The 17609-nt window shown below is 75.3% G+C and carries 19 protein-coding genes; 11 read left to right on the top strand and 8 right to left on the bottom strand.

What is annotated here, in order from left to right:
* Positions 1–160 precede the first annotated feature (160 nt).
* Genes HLV61_RS13010 through HLV61_RS13000 form a run of 3 tightly spaced genes read right to left on the bottom strand, consistent with a single transcriptional unit; the run spans position 161 to position 2147 of the window.
* Positions 161–859: a hypothetical protein gene (locus tag HLV61_RS13010; RefSeq protein WP_369256020.1), complete on the bottom strand. Its 699-nt coding sequence runs from the start codon at positions 857–859 to the stop codon at positions 161–163.
* The gene (locus HLV61_RS13005) at positions 856–1788 is read right to left on the bottom strand and encodes an ABC transporter ATP-binding protein (RefSeq protein ID WP_369256018.1); all 933 of its coding nucleotides are present in this window, start codon (positions 1786–1788) and stop codon (positions 856–858) included. The genes HLV61_RS13010 and HLV61_RS13005 overlap by 4 nt, the downstream gene beginning before the upstream one ends.
* Positions 1785–2147, bottom strand: a complete 363-nt coding sequence (locus tag HLV61_RS13000; protein ID WP_369256016.1) for a GntR family transcriptional regulator — start codon at positions 2145–2147, stop codon at positions 1785–1787. Before HLV61_RS13000 ends, HLV61_RS13005 begins: the two co-directional genes overlap by 4 nt.
* 109 nt (positions 2148–2256) lie before the next feature.
* On the opposite strand from HLV61_RS13000, the gene HLV61_RS12995 reads away from it, so the two are divergent.
* The 8 genes from HLV61_RS12995 to allB are packed head-to-tail and all read left to right on the top strand — an operon-like array spanning position 2257 to position 9120.
* A complete protein-coding gene (locus HLV61_RS12995; RefSeq protein ID WP_369256014.1) occupies positions 2257–3387 on the top strand; it encodes an epoxide hydrolase family protein in 1131 nt (376 codons plus the stop codon).
* A 59-nt stretch (positions 3388–3446) separates the two neighbouring features.
* Positions 3447–3749: an urease subunit gamma gene (locus HLV61_RS12990; RefSeq protein WP_369256012.1), complete on the top strand. Its 303-nt coding sequence runs from the start codon at positions 3447–3449 to the stop codon at positions 3747–3749.
* Positions 3750–3760: 11 nt separating this feature from the next.
* The gene (locus HLV61_RS12985; protein ID WP_369256009.1) at positions 3761–4075 is read left to right on the top strand and encodes an urease subunit beta; all 315 of its coding nucleotides are present in this window, start codon (positions 3761–3763) and stop codon (positions 4073–4075) included.
* A complete protein-coding gene (locus HLV61_RS12980) occupies positions 4075–5796 on the top strand; it encodes an urease subunit alpha (RefSeq protein WP_369256007.1) in 1722 nt (573 codons plus the stop codon). The genes HLV61_RS12985 and HLV61_RS12980 overlap by 1 nt, the downstream gene beginning before the upstream one ends.
* A complete protein-coding gene (locus HLV61_RS12975) occupies positions 5796–6434 on the top strand; it encodes an urease accessory protein UreF (protein WP_369256005.1) in 639 nt (212 codons plus the stop codon). Before HLV61_RS12980 ends, HLV61_RS12975 begins: the two co-directional genes overlap by 1 nt.
* A gap of 18 nt (positions 6435–6452) precedes the next feature.
* Complete coding sequence (ureG, locus tag HLV61_RS12970) at positions 6453–7130, top strand: urease accessory protein UreG (protein ID WP_369256003.1); 678 nt, start codon at positions 6453–6455, stop codon at positions 7128–7130.
* Positions 7127–7810 carry an urease accessory protein UreD gene (locus HLV61_RS12965; protein WP_369256001.1) on the top strand — a complete coding sequence of 228 codons (684 nt, stop codon included), beginning with the start codon at positions 7127–7129 and terminating at the stop codon, positions 7808–7810. Before ureG ends, HLV61_RS12965 begins: the two co-directional genes overlap by 4 nt.
* Entirely contained in the window at positions 7807–9120 is a 1314-nt protein-coding gene (allB, locus tag HLV61_RS12960; RefSeq protein WP_369255999.1) for an allantoinase AllB, read from the top strand. The genes HLV61_RS12965 and allB overlap by 4 nt, the downstream gene beginning before the upstream one ends.
* An 8-nt stretch (positions 9121–9128) precedes the next feature.
* Here allB and HLV61_RS12955 read toward each other — a convergent pair whose 3' ends face one another.
* Complete coding sequence (locus HLV61_RS12955; RefSeq protein ID WP_369255997.1) at positions 9129–9290, bottom strand: hypothetical protein; 162 nt, start codon at positions 9288–9290, stop codon at positions 9129–9131.
* A gap of 86 nt (positions 9291–9376) precedes the next feature.
* Between HLV61_RS12955 and alc the strand changes: the two genes are divergently transcribed.
* Positions 9377–10360, top strand: a complete 984-nt coding sequence (alc, locus tag HLV61_RS12950; RefSeq protein WP_369255995.1) for an allantoicase — start codon at positions 9377–9379, stop codon at positions 10358–10360.
* Positions 10361–10407: 47 nt separating this feature from the next.
* Positions 10408–11151 carry an SDR family NAD(P)-dependent oxidoreductase gene (locus HLV61_RS12945; RefSeq protein WP_369255993.1) on the top strand — a complete coding sequence of 248 codons (744 nt, stop codon included), beginning with the start codon at positions 10408–10410 and terminating at the stop codon, positions 11149–11151.
* Positions 11152–11187: 36 nt separating this feature from the next.
* On the opposite strand, the gene pucD is transcribed toward HLV61_RS12945, so the two are convergent.
* Genes pucD through HLV61_RS12930 form a run of 3 tightly spaced genes read right to left on the bottom strand, consistent with a single transcriptional unit; the run spans position 11188 to position 14935 of the window.
* Entirely contained in the window at positions 11188–13557 is a 2370-nt protein-coding gene (pucD, locus tag HLV61_RS12940; protein WP_369255991.1) for a xanthine dehydrogenase subunit D, read from the bottom strand.
* Positions 13554–14069 carry a (2Fe-2S)-binding protein gene (locus HLV61_RS12935; protein ID WP_369255989.1) on the bottom strand — a complete coding sequence of 172 codons (516 nt, stop codon included), beginning with the start codon at positions 14067–14069 and terminating at the stop codon, positions 13554–13556. The genes pucD and HLV61_RS12935 overlap by 4 nt, the downstream gene beginning before the upstream one ends.
* Positions 14060–14935, bottom strand: coding sequence for an FAD binding domain-containing protein (locus HLV61_RS12930; RefSeq protein WP_369255987.1), 876 nt, complete (start codon positions 14933–14935; stop codon positions 14060–14062). The genes HLV61_RS12935 and HLV61_RS12930 overlap by 10 nt, the downstream gene beginning before the upstream one ends.
* 120 nt (positions 14936–15055) lie before the next feature.
* Between HLV61_RS12930 and HLV61_RS12925 the strand changes: the two genes are divergently transcribed.
* Positions 15056–16429: an 8-oxoguanine deaminase gene (locus HLV61_RS12925; RefSeq protein ID WP_369255985.1), complete on the top strand. Its 1374-nt coding sequence runs from the start codon at positions 15056–15058 to the stop codon at positions 16427–16429.
* Between the two features lie 12 nt (positions 16430–16441).
* Here the strand turns inward: HLV61_RS12925 and egtE are convergent, their stop codons facing one another.
* A complete protein-coding gene (gene egtE / locus HLV61_RS12920; protein ID WP_369255983.1) occupies positions 16442–17572 on the bottom strand; it encodes an ergothioneine biosynthesis PLP-dependent enzyme EgtE in 1131 nt (376 codons plus the stop codon).
* Between the last annotated feature and the right edge of the window lie 37 nt (positions 17573–17609).

Here is a 17609-nt window from a genome sequence, read left to right as displayed (position 1 = left end):
GACAACCATTCCCAGACAGGGCCCCCACCATCCGGTGGGGGCCCTGCCTGCGCATGCCCGGAAAACACACGGACCAGGAGGCAGTGAGCATTCGGAACCGAGTCCGGCCCCGGTTCCGTCGGTGCGGGAGCGGGGCCGGACGTCGTCGCGAGGACCTCGGTCAGGGGACGACCCGACGGAGGCCGGCGTAGGACAGCGCCGCCGTCGCGAGGGCGAGCACCACGGGGATGGCGACCGCCAGCGTCAGCATCGACTGGTCGACCAGCCAGGTGCCGACGTCGCCCCAGGCGCGGCGCCAGGAGACCAGGATGGCCAGTCCGCCGAACACCAGGATCGAGGCGACGACGAGGCTCCACAGCCCGGTCGGTCCCCAGCGCTTCATCACCACGCCGATCGCCACGCCCAGGAAGGCGGCGGCGAGCATCGGTGCGCCCGACACCACCACCTGCAACGCGGCGTTGCCGACGTCGAACGGTCCCGGTGACCAGAAGTTCAGCCGGACACCCCAGCCGCCGGTGGCGTTCTCGACCGCGGTCAGTGCCGACAGCACGGCCCCGTAGACGAGCGAGAGGACCAGCGCGGCCAGAGCGGTGCCCAGGTAGAACGTGCGCCGGCTCAGGCTCATCCCCATCGCGAACGGCAGCAGCTGGGTGACCGACTGGACGAAGACGACCAGCACGGTGATGTAGAGCGAGATCACGCCGCCGGTGATGCCGCCGCCCGGCTGGTCGCTCGCGCCGGTGAGTGCCCAGATGGGGAGGTTGATCGCGAAGCTGAGCGTCGCGATGCCCCAGGGGACGCCGATGGTCAGCAGCGGGTTCATCGTGTGCAGGCGGGCCGCCGCCAGGACGCGGTTCATCGGGTGACCTCCTCGAAGTCGGCGGAGCGGGAGTCGGGCGTGAGCGCGGGGGCCGGCGCCGCCGCGGAGTGCCTGCTGAGGGTCACCACGAGCTGCTGCAGGGGCGTCGGCTCCCCGGTCAGGCCCCGCGCCCCCAGGTCGCCGTCGTCGAGGGGGTGCGAGAGTCGCACCACCGCCCGGCTCGAGCCGGCCAGCGTCTCGGTGCTGAGCAGCTCGTGCTCGCGTCCGAGCGCGGCGACCCGCTCGGCGGGGCCGGTGACGGTCATCGCGGAGGCGCGCAGGTCCTCGGCGTCGGCGTCGAGGACCACCCGGCCGGCGTCGATGAGCAGGACGTGCTCGAGCAGGCCGCTGATCTCCTCGATGAGGTGCGTCGAGAGGACGATGGTCCGCGGGTTCTCGGCGTAGTCGGCGATCAGCCGGTCGTAGAACATCTGCCGGGCGACGGCGTCCAGGCCCAGGTACGGCTCGTCGAACAGCGTGACCGGTGCGCGCGACGCCAGTCCGATGGTGATGCCGACCGCGGAGACCATGCCGCGCGAGAGCTTGGTGACCTGCCGGCGGGACGGGAGCTCGAAGTCGGCCACGAGCGAGCGGGCCAGGTCCCCGTCCCAGGACGGGAAGAGGGTGGCCGCCGCGGCGAGGGCGTCGCGCACCCGGAAGTGGTCGGGATAGCGCTGGCTCTCCTTGACGAAGCAGATCCGCTGCAGGACGGCGTCCTTCTCGTAGGGGTCGGCGCCGAACACCCGCACGCTGCCGCTCGTGGGCACGCGGTGCCCGGTGAGCAGCTGCATGAGCGTCGTCTTGCCGGCACCGTTGCGCCCCAGCAGCCCGGTGATGCCGTCAGTGGCGAACGCGGCGGTGACGCCGTCGAGCGCGGTGTGCTCCCGGTACCGCATGGTCACGTCGGTGAGCGTCGCGGCGGCGGTCATCGCTCGTCCTCCCAGCGGTCGATCATGGTGGCCAGCTCGCGGGTGGAGATGCCGAGCTTCTGGGCCTCGGTCATCAGGGGGCGGACGTACTGGTCGGCGAACTCGCTGCGGCGGCGCTTGAGCAGCTGCTCGCGGGCGCCCGTGGCGACGAACATCCCGACTCCTCGTCTCTTGTAGAGGACCCCGTCGGCCACCAGCTGGTTGAGCCCCTTGGCTGCGGTGGCGGGGTTGATGCGGTGGAAGGCGCTGAGCTCGTTGGACGAGGGCGCCTGGCTCTCCTCGGCGAGGGAGCCGTCGACGATCGCGTTCTCGATCTGCGCGGCGATCTGCCGGAAGATCGGCCCGGAGTCCTCGTTCACGACACGGGCCGGCCGCCGCCGGGGCCGTGGAGGTCCCTGGGTTCATTACTCATGTAATGAACCGTAGAACCGATTCGTCCCGGGCGTCAAGCGCCGATACGGTCGGGGCGTGGACGACGTCGTCGATACCTTCACCGTGGACGTGCCGGCCGCCGCGGTCGCCGACCTCCGCCGCCGGCTGCACGACACCCGCTGGCCGGACCCGCCCACGGTGGACGACTGGTCGCAGGGCGTGCCGCCGGGCGTGCTGCAGGAGGTCTGCCGGTACTGGGCCGACGAGTACGACTGGCCGGCGCGGCAGGCGCGGATCAACGCCTTCCCGCAGGTGGTCACGGACATCGACGGGCTGCCGGTGCACGCCCTGCACGTCCGCTCACCGCACGAGGGGGCGCTGCCGCTGGTGCTCACCCACGGCTGGCCCGGTTCGGTGTTGGAGTTCCTCGACGTCATCGGCCCGCTGACCGACCCGGAGGACCCGCGGGACGCCTTCTCCGTCGTCGTCCCCTCCCTGCCCGGCTACGGGTGGAGCGGCAGGCCGTCCGCGACCGGCTGGGGGCCGGGGCGGACCGCGGACGCCTGGGCGGAGCTCATGCGCCGGCTCGGGTACGAGCGCTTCGGCGCGCAGGGCGGGGACATCGGGTCGTTCGTGTCGGCCAACCTCGCCGCGCGGCACCCCGACCGCGTGGTCGGGGTGCACCTCAACATGGTGGTCACCGCGCCGCCGGAGGGGCGGACGGACCCCGACGAGCGCGAGCAGCGGGCGCTCGAGCGCATGCGGAGCTTCCGCGAGGACGGCTCGGCGTACAGCCACCAGCACCGCACCCGGCCGCAGACGCTCGGGTACGGGCTCACCGACTCCCCGGCCGGGCAGTGCGCGTGGATCCTCGAGAAGTTCCACGCCTGGACCGACAGCGGCGGCGACCCCGTCGGCGTGCTCGGCGTCGACCGGATCCTCGACCACGTCTCGGTCTACTGGTTCACCGGGACGGCGACGTCGTCGGCGCGGATGTACTGGGAGATGGCGCGGGCGCCGGAGCAGCGGACGCCGCAGGTGGACGTGCCCACCGGCGTCTCGATGTTCCCCGGGGAGATCTTCGTGCCGCCCCGCGCCTGGGCGGAGCGGCAGCTGACCGACATCCGGCTGTGGCACGAGCACGACAGCGGCGGCCACTTCGCCGCGATGGAGCGGCCCGGGGAGCTGGTGGCCGACGTCCGGGAGTTCTTCCGCCCGCTCCGGTAACGGCCGCGACACATGCGGCGGTTAGCGTCCGGGCTCGGCCGACCCCCCGGAGGACCCGCGTGCACCTCACCCCGCACGAGCAGGAGCGCCTGCTGCTCTCTTGTGCCGCCGAGCTCGCCCGCCGGCGGCGCGCGCGGGGGTTGCGGCTGAACCTGCCGGAGGCGACGGCCATCGTCACCGACCACGTGCTGGAGGGTGCCCGCGACGGCGTGCTCGTGGCCGAGCTCATGCAGTCCGGGCGCACGGTGCTCACCCGCGACGACGTCATGGACGGCGTCCCCGAGCTGCTGGAGGAGGTGCAGGTGGAGGCGACCTTCCCGGACGGGACCAAGCTGGTCACGGTCCACCAGCCGATCCCGTGAGCGGTGAGCCCGTGAGCGGTGAGGTGGTCCCGGGCGAGGTCATCCCCGCGGAGGGCGTCATCGAGACGCTCGAGGGCGCGCCGCGGATCGAGCTCGAGGTGACCAACACCGGCGACCGGCCCGTGCAGGTCGGGTCGCACTTCCACTTCGCCCAGACCAACCGGGCGCTGGCCTTCGACCGGGGAGCCGCGCACGGTCACCGGCTCGACGTCGCCGCCGGCACCGCCGTCCGCTTCGAGCCCGGCATCACCCGCACCGTGACGCTGGTGCCGCTGGCCGGCGCGCGCGTCGTCCCCGGCCTGACCGCAGAGGGAGGGCTCGGCTGATGGTGCAGCTGTCCCGTGCGCGCTACGCCCAGCTGTACGGCCCGACCACCGGCGACCGCGTCCGGCTGGCCGACACCGACCTGCTCATCGAGGTCGAGGAGGACCGCTGCGGCGGCCCCGGCCGCGCCGGAGAGGAAGCGGTGTTCGGCGGCGGGAAGGTCATCCGCGAGTCGATGGGCCAGGGCCGGGCCACCCGCGCCGAGGGCGCGCCCGACCTGGTGATCACCGGTGCGGTCGTCCTCGACCACTGGGGGGTCGTCAAGGCCGACGTCGGCGTCCGCGACGGGCGGATCGTGGCGCTCGGCAAGGCCGGCAACCCCGACACGATGGACGGCGTCCACCCGGACCTGGTGATCGGTCCCGGCACCGAGGTGATGGCCGGCAACGGGAAGATCCTCACGGCGGGCGGCATCGACTGCCACGTGCACCTCATCTGCCCGCAGATCGTCCCGACGGCGCTGGGCTCCGGCGTCACCACGCTCATCGGAGGCGGTACCGGCCCGGCAGAGGGCTCCAAGGCCACCACGATCACCCCGGGCGACTGGTACCTGGCCCGGATGCTCGAGGCGATGGACCTCATGCCCGTCAACGTCGCGCTGCTCGGCAAGGGCAACACCGTGTCGCAGGAGGCGATGGAGGAGCAGCTGCGCGCCGGGGCCAGCGGCTTCAAGCTGCACGAGGACTGGGGTTCCACGCCCGCGGCCATCGACGCCTGCCTCACCGTGGCCGGGCGCAACGGCGTCCCGGTGGCGCTGCACTCGGACACGCTCAACGAGGCCGGCTTCGTCGAGGACACCCTGGCCGCGATCGCCGGGCGGAGCATCCACGCGTACCACACCGAGGGTGCCGGAGGCGGTCACGCGCCGGACATCATCACCGTCGCGGGCCACCCGAACGTGCTCCCGAGCAGCACCAACCCGACCCGGCCGCACACGGTCAACACCCTCGACGAGCACCTCGACATGCTCATGGTCTGCCACCACCTGGACTCCTCCGTGCCGGAGGACCTGGCCTTCGCCGAGAGCCGGATCCGGCCGACGACGATCGCCGCCGAGGACCTGCTGCACGACCTCGGTGCCATCTCGATGATCGGCTCCGACGCCCAGGCGATGGGCCGCGTGGGCGAGGTCGTCCTGCGCACCTGGCAGACGGCGCACGTCATGAAGCGCAAGCGCGGGTCCCTGGCCGGGGACGGCGCGGCGGACAACCTGCGGGCCCGCCGGTACGTCGCCAAGTACACGATCTGCCCGGCCGTGGCGCACGGCATCGACGGCGAGGTCGGCTCCGTGGAACCGGGCAAGCTCGCCGACCTGGTGCTGTGGGACCCGCGGTTCTTCGGCGTCCGGCCGCACGCGGTGCTCAAGGGCGGCATGATCGCCTGGGCGCAGATGGGCGACGCCAACGCCTCCATCCCCACCCCGCAGCCGCAGCTGCCGCGGCCGATGTTCGGTGCGTACGGCAAGGTGCCGGCCCTGACGTCGCTGCACTTCGTGGCGCCGGCGGCGCTCGAGGCGGGGCTGGGTGACCGGCTGGCGGTCGACCGGCGGCTGGCCGCGGTCACCGACACGACGCGGCTGAGCAAGGCCGACATGCCGGAGAACACCGCGCTGCCGGAGATCCGCGTGGACCCGGACACCTTCACGGTGACCGTGGACGGCGAGGTGTGGGAGCCCGAGCCGGTGCGCGAGCTGCCCATGGCGCAGCGGTACTTCCTCTTCTGATGACGGCCGCTCTCCTCACGCTCGCCGACTCGCGGCTGCCGGCCGGAGGGCACACCCACTCCGGCGGGGTGGAGCAGGCGATCGCGGCCGGGCTGGTGCACGACCCGTCGTCGCTGGCGGGCTTCCTGCTCCGCCGGCTGCAGACCTCGGGTCGCGTCGCCGCGGGTCTCGCCGCTGCGGCCTGCCGTGGGGGCGACCTGACCATGCTGGATGCGGAGGCCGACGCGCGGACGCCGTCGCCGGCACTGCGGGCGGCGTCCCGGCAGCAGGGCCGCGGGCTGGTGCGGGTGGGCCGCCGTGCCTGGCCCTCGCCGGTCTGGGACGCGCTGCCGCCCGCGCCGCACCACCCGGTCGCGCTCGGCGTCGCCGCTGCGGCCGGCGGGCTGACGCCGCGCGACGCCGCCGCGGCCGCGGCCTACCTGTCGGTCAGCGGCCCGGCGACGGCGGCGCAACGCCTGCTGGCCATGGACCCGCTCACCGTCGCCGCCGTCACCGCGCGCTTGGCCCCCGACATCGACGCCGTCGCCGAGGGAGGCCTTCGTAGCGCTCCTGGCTCCCTCCCCGCCGACACCGACCCGCTCCTCGACCTGCTCGCCGAGGTGCACACCGCGCGGAAGGACCGCTTCTTCGCCTCATGAACGTCACCGGGAGTCCCCATGCCGCCTGACCACAACCTCGACGACTACGTGGACCCGTACGAGCACGGGCACCGGCACGGCGGGCCGCTGCGGGTGGGCCTCGGCGGGCCGGTGGGCTCGGGCAAGACGGCGCTGGCCGCGGCGCTGTGCCGCACGCTCGGCGCCGAGTACGACCTCGCCGTCGTCACCAACGACATCTACACGACCGAGGACGCCGACTTCCTGCGCCGCAACGCCGTCCTCCCCGACGACCGGATCGAGGCGGTGCAGACCGGCTGCTGCCCGCACACCGCCATCCGCGACGACATCACCGCCAACCTCGACGCCGTCGAGCTGCTCGAGGCCCGCCACCCCGGCCTGGAGCTGGTGTTCGTCGAATCCGGCGGGGACAACCTGACGGCGAGCTTCAGCTACGGGCTGGTCGACGTGCAGGTGTTCGTCGTCGACGTCGCCGGCGGGGACAAGGTGCCCCGCAAGGGCGGCCCCGGGGTGACCGCGTCGGACCTGCTGGTGGTGAACAAGACCGACCTGGCGCCGCTGGTGGGCGCCGACCTCGACGTCATGCGGCGCGACTCGGCGACGGTCCGCGGGGACAAGCCGACGCTGCTGATCTCGCTGCGCGAGGACCCGGCCGCCACCGAGGTGGCCGCGTGGGTGCGGGAGCAGGTGCGCGCCCGCGCGCTGCAGCAGGCGTGATCACCCGGGTCGAGGTCGTCGCGCGGCGCGGCCCCGGCGGGCGCACCGTGCTGCCGGTGGTCCGCGCCAGTGGCCAGCTGGCGGTGCGGCGCACGGGCCCGGCGTCGGTGCACCTCGTGGCGACGGCGTTCGGCCCGCTGGGCGGCGACGACGCGGAGGTCCGGCTCGTGGTCGAGGAGGGCGCCTCGCTGGCGGTGCGCTCGGTGGCCGCCGCGGTCGCGCTGCCCGCCCGCGACGGCGACCGGCCCTCCGTGCAGCGCGTCGTCGCCGAGGTGGCCGGGGAGCTGGACCTGCGCCCGGAGCCCACCGTCGTCGCGCGCGGCGCGCACCACCGGGCCGAGCTCTCCGCGACGCTCGCGCCGGGCGCCGTCCTCACCGCGAGCGAGCAGGTGCTGCTCGGCCGCACCGGCGAGGAGCCCGGGCGCTGGACCGGCACCACGCGGGTCGTCGTCGACGGCCGCCCGCTGCTGCACACGACCGTCGGCCTCGGTCCCGGGGCGCCGGCCTGGCTGCCGCCGGTGGCGCCGCGGGCCTACGCGTCCACCGTGCACGTCGGGCAGGCTGCGGGGGTGCTGACCGCCGACGACGCCGTCCGGCTGCCGCTCGAGGGCGGCTGGGTGGCCACCGCGTGGGGCGCCCAGCTGCACTCCGTGGTGCGAGCCGTGGAGGCGGTCGCGTGACGCTGGCCGTCCGGGCCCGGCGGGTGGTCCTGCCCGACGGCGAGCGCGCGGCCGCCGTGCACACCGACGGCGGCGTGGTCACCGCGGTCACCGGGTACGACGACGTCCCGGCCGGCGCGGTCACGCTCGCCGACGACGAGGTGCTGCTGCCGGGCCTGGTCGACAGCCACGTGCACGTCAACGAGCCCGGCCGCACCGAGTGGGAGGGCTTCGCCACCGCCACCCGTGCCGCGGCCGCCGGCGGCGTCACCACGATCGTGGACATGCCGCTCAACTCCGTGCCGGCGACCACCACGCTCGAGTCGCTGCGGGTGAAGCGGGAGGTCGCCGCCGGGCAGGTCGCCGTCGACGTGGCGTTCTGGGGCGGCGCGGTGCCCGGCAACGCCGGTGCGCTGCGGGCGATGCACGAGGCCGGCGTCGTCGGGTTCAAGTGCTTCCTGCTCGACTCCGGCGTGCCGGAGTTCCCGCCGCTGGACGACGCCGGGCTGCGCACGGCACTGGCGGAGCTGGCCTCCTTCGACGCGCTGCTCATCGCGCACGCCGAGGACGAGGCGGTCATCGCCGCGGCGCCGGGACCGGCGGGCGCGAGCTACGCGGCGTTCCTCGCCTCCCGGCCACCGGCGGCGGAGGAGACCGCGATCGGCCGGCTGGTGGCCGCCACGCGGGACACCGGCGCGCGCAGCCACGTCGTCCACCTGGCCGACGGCGACGCGCTGCCGCTGCTGCGCGCCGCGCGGGCCGACGGCGTGCGGATCACCGTGGAGACCTGCCCGCACTACCTGACCTTCGCCGCCGAGGACGTGCCCGACGGCGACACCGCGTACAAGTGCTGCCCGCCGATCCGCGGGTCGGCGCACCGGTCGGCGCTGTGGGACGCGCTCCGGGCCGGCGACGTCGACCTGGTCGTCAGCGACCACTCGCCGTGCACCCCGGACCTCAAGCGGCTCGACGTCGGCGACTTCGGGCTGGCGTGGGGCGGGATCGCCGGGCTGCAGGTGGCGCTGCCGGCGGTGTGGACCGGAGCGCGTTCCCGGGGGATCGGGCTGGCCGCGGTGGTGCGGTGGATGTCGGCGGCGCCCGCGCGGCTGGCCGGGCTGCCGCGGAAGGGCGCGATCGCCGTCGGGAAGGACGCCGACCTGGTGGCCTTCGCGCCCGACGAGCCGTTCACCGTGGGTCGGCTCTTGCACCGCAACCCGGTGACGCCCTATGCCGGCCGCGAGCTCACCGGCGTCGTCCGCCGGACCTGGCTGCGGGGGCAGGAGGCCGACGGCAGCCCCCTCGGCCGGCTGCTGGACCGGGGAGGCGCCTGACGGGGGCCTCAGGACTGCTGCTCGCCCTCTTCCCGGGCGGCCTCGTCCATGATCTTCGGGTCGTCGGTGGAGCCCCCGGCGGGGTCGGCGTTGCCCAGCGCGGTCTCGGCGGGCATCTGCCTGATGTGCTCGCGGGCGCGCTCGCGCAGGTCGTCGGTCGGTTCGGACACGGGGCCTCCTCGGGTTCCGGCGGTACGCGGGACCCCTACCCCCGCCGTGCGACAGTGACCCGCGACCACCGCGGACGAGGAGCCCGATGACAGACCCGTTCGACCTGCCCGACCTCGCCGTCCGCACGCAGGGTGGCGCCGTGGTGGCCGCCAACGACGAGTTCTTCGCCGGCAAGGAGAACCTGATCCTGCCCGGCCCGGCGCGGCCCCGCGACGACTTCGGGGCGCGCGGCAAGGAGTACGACGGCTGGGAGACCCGGCGGCGCCGCGAGCCGGGCAGCGACTGGGCCGTCGTGCGGCTCGGGATGCCGGGCATCGTGCACGCCGTCGTCGTCGACACCGCCTTCTTCCTCGGCAACTACCCGACGTCCGCGTCGCTGGAGGGGGCCTCGCTGGAGGGCGCTGCGGCGCTGGCCGACGCCCAGTGGTCCCCGCTGCTGCCGTCGTCGCCGCTGGTCGGCGGCACGCAGAACCGCTTCGCCGTCGAGCCGGGGCCGCGGGTGACGCACGTGCGGCTGTCGATCCACCCCGACGGCGGCGTGGCCCGGCTGCGGGTGCACGGCGAGGTGGTCCCGGACCCGCGGCTGCTCGACGCCGGGCCGTGCGACCTCGCGGCGCTGGAGAACGGCGGCGTCCTCAGCGGGGTGAGCAACGCCTTCTACGGCAGCCCCCACCAGCTGCTCGGTCGCGGCGTGGCCCGGTCGATGGGGGAGGGCTGGGAGAACGCCCGGCGCCGCGACGACGGTAACGACTGGGTCGAGGTCACGCTGGCCTGCGAGGGCACCGTGACCCTCGCCGAGCTCGACACCTCGTGGTTCCTCGGCAACGCGCCCGGATCGGCGTCGCTGACCGGCACCACCGCCGACGGGCGCGAGGTGGAGCTGCTCGCCCGCACGCCGCTGCAGCCCGACACCCGGCACCGTTTCGTGCTGCCCGGCGATGCCGGCGTCACCCGTGTGCGCATGGACGTCTTCCCCGACGGCGGCCTGGCCCGGCTGCGGCTGTGGGGCCGCCCGACCGAGGCCGGCCGCGCCGCCCTGTACCGCCGCTGGGAGGAGACCTCGCCCTGAGGGCGGGAATGGCCATCTCTGCCGCCCGGTGCGGGTAGGGCGGGGCCATGGCGACGATCGCGATCACCGGCTCCACCGACGGCATCGGCCGCGCGGCCGCGCGGCGGCTGCTCGCCGGCGGGCACACCGTCGTCGTGCACGCCCGCAGCGAGGCCCGCGGCGCGCCGGTCGCCGAGGAGCTGAGCCGGCTCGGCACCGTCCGGCTGGTCACCGGCGACCTGGCCGACCTCGACCAGGTGCGCTCGCTCGCCGGACAGGTGGGGGACCTCGACGTGCTCGTCCACAACGCGGGCGTGTGGCCGGCCGACGGCGCACCGCCCAGCCGGCAGGGGCACGAGCTCGCGTTCGCCGTCAACGCACTCGCCCCGCACCTGCTCACCACGCTGCTGGACGAGCGGGTGCGCGGGCGCCTGGTCTTCCTGGGCAGCGGCATGGTCGGCTCGGGCCGCGTCGACCCCGACGACCTCGGCAGCCCGCGCCCGCCGAGCCGCGCCTACGCGGACTCCAAGGCGCTCGACGTCGTCCTGGCGCTGGCCTGGGCCCGCCGCCTGCCACACCTGCGCGTGGGCGCGGTCGACCCGGGCTGGGTGCGCACCAAGCTGGCCTCGCCGGGCGCACCGGGGGACGTCGAGGACGGCGGCGAGCGGGTGGCGCTGGCGGCGGCCGGCGAGTGGGCCGGCGGCTACACCGCCGGCCGTTCCCGGGCGCGGACCCCGCGCGCGCTGGAGGACCCCGCGCTGCAGGACCGCGTGCTGGCCGCGATGGACCGCCTGGCCGGGGTCACCGCGTAGGGCGGCGGGGATGGCCATTCCTGCCGCCCCACGGGCTCAGGTGCCGGTGAGGTGCTCCGGGCGCACGGGGACGCGGGTCAGCGGCAGGCCGGTCGCCTGCCGGATCGCGGCCAGCACCGCCGGGCCGGAGGAGATGTTGGGTGCCTCCCCGACACCGCGCAGGCCGTAGGGGGCGTGCGGGTCGGCGTACTCCAGGATCTCCACCCGCATCGGCGGCATGTCGAGCACGGTGGGGATCAGGTAGTCGGTGAACGACGGGTTCTGCACCCGCCCGTCGCGGACCAGGATCTCCTCCATCACCGCCAGGCCCAGCCCCTGCGCCGTGCCGCCGTGGATCTGGCCGACGACGGCCTGCGGGTTGATCGCCCTCCCCACGTCCTGGGTGCAGGCCATCTCCACGACCTTGACCAGCCCGAGCTCGGTGTCGACGTCGACGACGGCCCGGTGCGCGGAGAAGGCGTACTGCACGTGCGCGAAGCCCTGCCCGGTCTCGGGGTCGACCGCCTCGGTGGGCCGGTGCCGCCACTCGAGCGTCTCCTCGACCACCGTGTCGCCGAGCACGTCGGCCAGCGGCAGCGCGACGCCCTCGAGGTCGGACACCACCTTGCCGCCGTCGAGCCGCAGGTCGGCCACCGGCCGGCCGACGACGGACCGCGCCATCTCCAGCACCCGGGCGCGGACCGCCTCGCACGCGGCCTTCACCGCGCCGCCGGTGACGTAGGTCTGCCGCGACGCCGAGGTGGAGCCGGCCGAGCCGACGGCGGTGTCCTTGGGGTGCACGGTCACCCGGTCGACGCCGAGCTCGGTGCGGGCGATCTGCTGCTCGACGGTCACCAGCCCCTGACCGACCTCGGCCGCCGCGGTGTGCACGGTGGCCACCGCCTCGCCGCCGACGACCTCCAGCCGCACCCGCGCGGTGGAGTGGTCGTCGAAGCCCTCGGAGAAGGCCACGTTCTTGTAGGCGACGGCGTACCCGACGCCGCGCCGCACGCCCTCCCCGTGGGTGGTGTTGGAGACGCCGCCGGGCATGTCCCGCAGGTCGACGTCGTCGCCGGTGGGGACCTCCGGGGGCAGCGGCATCGCCTCGAGCCGGCGCAGCAGCTCCACGACCGGCGCGGGGCTGTCGACGACCTGGCCGGTCGGCGTCTCCGAGCCCTGCTCCAGCGCGTTGCGGCAGCGCAGTTCGACCGCGTCCATGCCGAGCTCGGCGGCGAGGGCGTCCATCTGCGACTCGTAGGCGAAGGCGGTCTGCACCGACCCGAACCCGCGCATCGCGCCGCACGGCGGGTTGTTCGTGTACACGCCGTAGCAGTCGACGTGCACGTTCGGGACGACGTAGGGGCCGATGCCCATCGTGCCGCCGTTGCCGACGACCGCCGGCGTGCTGGAGGCGTAGGCGCCGCCGTCGAAGTAGATGGTCGCCTTCACGTAGACCAGGTCGCCGTCGCGGGTGGCGCCGTGCTCGTAGCGCATGGTCGCCGGGTGGCGGTGCACGTGGCCGAAGAAGGACTCCTCGCGGTTGTAGGACATCTTCACCGGCTTGCCGGTGTGCAGCGCGAGCAGGCAGGCGTGCACGTGCATGGACAGGTCCTCGCGGCCGCCGAACGCGCCGCCCACCCCGGCGAGGGTCAGCCGCACGCGCTCCGGCGGGAGGCCGAGGGCGGCGCAGATCTGCCGCTGGTCGACGTGCAGCCACTGGGTGGCCACGTACAGGTCGACGCCGCCGTCCTCACCGGGCACCGCGAGGCCGGACTCCGGGCCGAGGAAGGCCTGGTCCTGCATGCCGACCTCGTACTCGCCGACCACCACGACGTCGGCGGTGGGCTCGGGGTCGCCCTTGCGGACCTTGAGGTGGCGCACCAGGTTGCCGTGCGGGTGCAGGTTCGCGCTCTCCCGGCTGAGCTCGGTGACCTCGGCGGGGGCGTCGTGCAGCTGGTTCCAGGTGGGGTGGCCGAGGGCCGCGCGCGCGTCGGTGACCGGCTCCCGGACGTCGTAGTCGACGACGATCCGCGCGGCGGCGCGGCGGGCGGTGTCGGGGTGGTCGGCGGCGACCAGTGCCACCGGCTCGCCCTGGTAGCGGACGACGTCGAGGGCGAGCACCGGCTGGTCGGCGAGCTCGAGGCCGTAGACCTTCTCACCGGGCACGTCGTCGGAGGTGAGGACTGCCTGCACGCCCGGCACGGCCAGCGCCGGTCCGACGTCGATCGAGCGGATGCGGGCGTGGGGGTGCGGGCTGCGCAGCGTGACGCCCCACAGCATGTCGTCCATCCACAGGTCGCTGCTGTAGGCGAACTCGCCGCGGACCTTGAGGACACCGTCGGGGCGCTGCGCGTCGTCGCCGACCCGGCCGCCCGCGCCGGTCATCTGCGCCGGCGCACCGCTCGGCGTGCGGGTGGGGGTGCTCATCGCGCGGCCTCCGTCGTCGGGCCGGCGGCCATGCGGTCGGCCGCGAGCCGGACGGCGTCCAGGATCTTCTCGTAGCCGGTGCAGCGGCAGAGGTTGCCGGCCAGCGCCTCGCGGATCTCGGCGTCGGCGGGCTTCCGTCCCTCCGCGCGGGACCGGGTGAGGAGGTCGTCGGTGGCGACCAGCAGCCCGGGCGTGCAGAAGCCGCACTGGACGGCGCCCGCCTCGAGGAACGCCTGCTGGACCGGGTGCAGCTCGCCGGACCCGGCGCCGGCGGGGGTCAGCCCCTCGACGGTGCCGACCTCGCGGCCCTGCGCCTGCCCGGCCGCGACCAGGCAGGCACAGACCGGCAGCCCGTCGAGGTAGACGGTGCACGATCCGCACTCGCCCTGCTCGCAGGCGTTCTTCGAGCCGGGCAGGCCCATCCGCTCGCGCAGGACGTAGAGCAGGCTCTCGCCCTCCCACACGTCGTCGACCTGCTGCGGCGTGCCGTTGACGGTGCAGCTCAGGCGCACGTCGGGTCTCCCTTCCGGTAGTCGGCCCAGGCCCAGGTCAGCGCGCGCCGCGCCATGACCGAGAGCGCGTGGACGCGGTAGCGGGCGGTGCCGCGGACGTCGTCGATGGGGGCGGCGGCCTCGGCGACCAGCTCGCCGAAGCGGACGGCAGTGGCGGCGGGGAGCTCGGCGCGGGAGTCCCACAGGCCGTCGAGCTCGCCGGCGAGGAACTCCTCGGCGGCGGGGGCGCGGCGCGGCGTCGGCGCGGCCGACCCGATGCCGGTGCCCACGGCGCGGCGGTCGGGGTGCAGCGCCAGCCCGAACGCGGCGACGGCGATCACCATCGCGTTGCGGGTGCCGATCTTGCTGTACTGCTGCGGGCCGCGCGGCGGGACGGTGCGGACGGCGGCGATGAGCTCGTCGTCGGCCAGCGCGGAGCGCTTGACCCCCCGGTAGAACTCGGTCACCGGGATCCGGCGGGTGCCGCGGACCGAGGCCACCTCGACCTCCGCGTCGGCAGCCAGCAGGGCGGGGTGCGCGTCGCCGGCGGGGGAGGCGGTGGCCAGGTTGCCGCCCACGGTGCCGCGGTTGCGGATCTGCGGCGAGCCGATCGTGCGCGCGGCCATGGCCAGGCCCGGCAGCCGGTCGCCCAGCTCGGAGATCACCCGGGCGTAGGGGACGCCTGCGCCGAGGCGGACCGCGCCGTCGTCGTCGTCCCACTGCTGCAGTTCGGGGACCCGGGTGAGGTCCAGCAGCAGCGAGGGGCGCAGCCGGCCGAAGTTGATCCCCACCATGACGTCGGTGCCCCCGGCGATGGGGACGGCGTCGCGGGAGGCGGCCTTCGCCTCCAGCGCCTCCTCCCACGTCGCGGGCTGCAGGAAGTCCATCGTCGTTCTCCGTCCGTGGTGCGTGGGGACGGTCACGGTAGTCCGGGTCGGTTCCGGTGAGGTTGCGCGACGTCCCGTGGCGACTCGCCGAGTTCACACGGGCTGGGCAGGATGCGGCGGGTGGAGACGACCGCCGACCTGCTGGTGCAGGACGCCGACCTGCTGGCCACCGTCGACGACGAGCGGCGGGAGGTCGCCGGCGGGTGGGTCGCCGTGACCGGCGGCGTGGTGAGCGGGATCGGCGGGCCCGGCGACCCGCGCCCGGCCGCCGTCCGCACCGTCGACGCGCGCGGCTGCCTGGTGACGCCCGGGCTGGTCAACACCCACCACCACCTGTACCAGAACCTCACCCGCGCCTTCGCCCCCGCGCTGACCGGCGGGCTGTTCGACTGGCTGGTCACCCTCTACCCGCTGTGGGCGCGGCTGGACGAGGAGGCGGCGTACGTGTCGGCCTACGTGGGGCTCACCGAGCTCGCGCTGGCCGGCTGCACCACCTCGACCGACCACCTGTACGTGCACCCGCGCGGCGCCGGCGACCTCATCGGCGCGGAGGTGCGGGCGGCGCAGGACCTGGGGATGCGGTCGCACGTCACCCGCGGGTCGATGTCGCTGTCGGTGAAGGACGGCGGGCTGCCGCCGGACTCCGTGGTCCAGGACGACGACGAGATCCTCGCCGAGTCGCAGCGGCTGGTCGAGGCCCACCACGACCGGTCGCCGACGGCACTGACCCGGATCGCGCTGGCGCCGTGCTCGCCGTTCAGCGTGTCCACGTCGTTGATGACGCGGACCGCGGAGCTGGCCGAGCGGCTCGACGTGCGACTGCACACCCACCTCGCCGAGACGCGGGACGAGGACGCCTTCTGTCTCGCGCGCTTCGGCCGCCGTCCGGTCGACTACCTCGCCGACGTCGGGTGGATGAGCGACCGGGTGTGGCTGGCGCACGTCGTCTGGCCGTCGGCCGACGAGGTCACGCGCCTGGGTGCCGCGCGGGTGGGGGCCGCGCACTGCCCGTCGTCGAACATGATCCTGGGCAGCGGGCTGTCGCCGGTGGCCGAGCTGCGGGCGGCCGGGGCGCCGGTGGGGCTGGGCGTGGACGGGTCGGCGTCGGCGGACGCGGCGTCGCTGTGGCTGGAGGCCCGCACGGCGATGCTGCAGGGCAAGCTGCGCCAGGGCGCCGGCTCCTTCTCCGCGCGCGACGCGCTGGAGGTCGCCACCCGCGGCGGCGCGGCGTGCCTCGGGCGCACCGGCGAGATCGGGCAGCTGTCGGTGGGTGCGTGCGGCGACCTCGCCGTCTGGCCGCTCACCGGGCCCGCGTTCGCCGGCGCGCTGTCGGACCCGGTGGAGGCGTGGTTGCGCTGCGGGCCGGTGGCGGCGCGGCACACCGTCGTCGGCGGGCGGTTCGTGGTGGAGGACGGCGTGCCGGTGCACCCCGGCCTCGACGAGCAGCTCGCCGTCCACCGCCGGGTGTCCGAGCGCATGCAGGCGCCTTCGTAGCGCGATCGGCCCCTACAGGGCGGCGGCGAGGGCCTCGAGGTCGTCGACGGTGCCGTCCACGTGCGGGGACACCCGCAGCACCGGCCCGGTCATCTCCTCCGGCGCCCGTTCGGGCCCGGCCGCCGTGGTGACGATCCCGTGCTCGGTGAGCAGCCGCGCCCGGGTGGCGACGACGTCGACCCCGTCCGGCGGGCGCAGCGTCGTGGTGGCGGTGGGCTCGTCCAGCGGCTCCACGACCCGCCAGCCCGCGGCGCCGTCGAGGACCTGCCGCCCCGCCCGGCCCAGCGCCGCCAGCCGCTCGCGCACCCGCACCGGCCCCGCGGCCAGGTGCTCCCCGACCGCGAGCACCAGCCCGACCCGGCCGGCCACGTGTGCCTCGCCGCTCTCCAGCCCGCGCACCGGCGGCAGGTCGGCCGGGGCGGGCAGCACCGGCTGCAGCTGCGCGGCGACCGCCGGCCGCACGCACAGGAAGCCGACGCCGCGCGGGCCGGCCAGCCACTTGCGCGACGTCGAGTAGACGACGTCGGCGCCGAGGTCGACGTCGACGTGGCCCAGCGACTGCGCGGCGTCGAGCACCAGCGGCACCCCGTGCGCCCGGCACAGCGCCGCGACCTCGGCCGCCGGCTGGACGACGCCGCGGTGGCTGGCCACGTGGGTGAGGTGCACGAACCGCGGCGGGTCGGTGGCCAGCAGCCGCTCGAGCGCCCCGATGTCGGCCCGCCCGTCCCCGTCGACCGCCAGCGGGACGGACTCCAGCCCGGCGGCGCGCAGCATCACGGCGTTCGGTGCGTACTCCCCGGGCAGGCGGGCCACCCGCGTGCCGGCGGGCAGCCGCCACGCGGCCAGCAGCGTGGCCAGGGCAGCCTGCGCGGACTCGACGAAGGCGACGTCGGCCGCGGCCATGCCGGCCAGCCCGCCGATCACGGCGCGCCCCTGCTGGAGCAGGTCGCCGGCGGCCGCCTCGGCCACGTAGCCGCCCAGCTCGGCCTCGTGCCGGGCGTGGTGGGCCACCGCCTCGAGCACCCGGTTGCTCTGCCGGCTGCACGCGGCGGTGTCGAGGTGCCGCCCGGCCGCGCGGGGCCGGGCGGTGCGCCAGGTGTCGGCGAGGTCGTCGTGCGGGAGACGGAGGTGGAGCGCGGTCACCCGCCCGACGGTAGGCGAGCCGTGCACGGCTACGGCA

Origin of the sequence: Geodermatophilus amargosae (assembly GCF_041028265.1) — a bacterium.
Classification (GTDB): Bacteria; Actinomycetota; Actinomycetes; order Mycobacteriales; family Geodermatophilaceae; genus Geodermatophilus; species Geodermatophilus amargosae_A.
The sequence above is the reverse complement of the archived record's forward strand: the minus strand, read 5'-3'. Positions and strand labels throughout refer to the sequence as shown.

Excerpts from the sequence above, each read along its gene's own strand:
- HLV61_RS12930 (WP_369255987.1), bottom strand. The coding sequence starts at position 14,935 with ATGGACTTCCTGCAGCCCGCGACGTGGGAGGAGGCGCTGGAGGCGAAG.
- HLV61_RS12975 (WP_369256005.1), top strand. The coding sequence starts at position 5,796 with ATGACGGCCGCTCTCCTCACGCTCGCCGACTCGCGGCTGCCGGCCGGA.
- HLV61_RS13005 (WP_369256018.1), bottom strand. The coding sequence starts at position 1,788 with ATGACCGCCGCCGCGACGCTCACCGACGTGACCATGCGGTACCGGGAG.
- HLV61_RS13010 (WP_369256020.1), bottom strand. The coding sequence starts at position 859 with ATGAACCGCGTCCTGGCGGCGGCCCGCCTGCACACGATGAACCCGCTG.
- ureG (WP_369256003.1), top strand. The coding sequence starts at position 6,453 with ATGCCGCCTGACCACAACCTCGACGACTACGTGGACCCGTACGAGCAC.
- alc (WP_369255995.1), top strand. The coding sequence starts at position 9,377 with ATGACAGACCCGTTCGACCTGCCCGACCTCGCCGTCCGCACGCAGGGT.
- HLV61_RS12945 (WP_369255993.1), top strand. The coding sequence starts at position 10,408 with ATGGCGACGATCGCGATCACCGGCTCCACCGACGGCATCGGCCGCGCG.
- pucD (WP_369255991.1), bottom strand. The coding sequence starts at position 13,557 with ATGAGCACCCCCACCCGCACGCCGAGCGGTGCGCCGGCGCAGATGACC.
- HLV61_RS12980 (WP_369256007.1), top strand. The coding sequence starts at position 4,075 with ATGGTGCAGCTGTCCCGTGCGCGCTACGCCCAGCTGTACGGCCCGACC.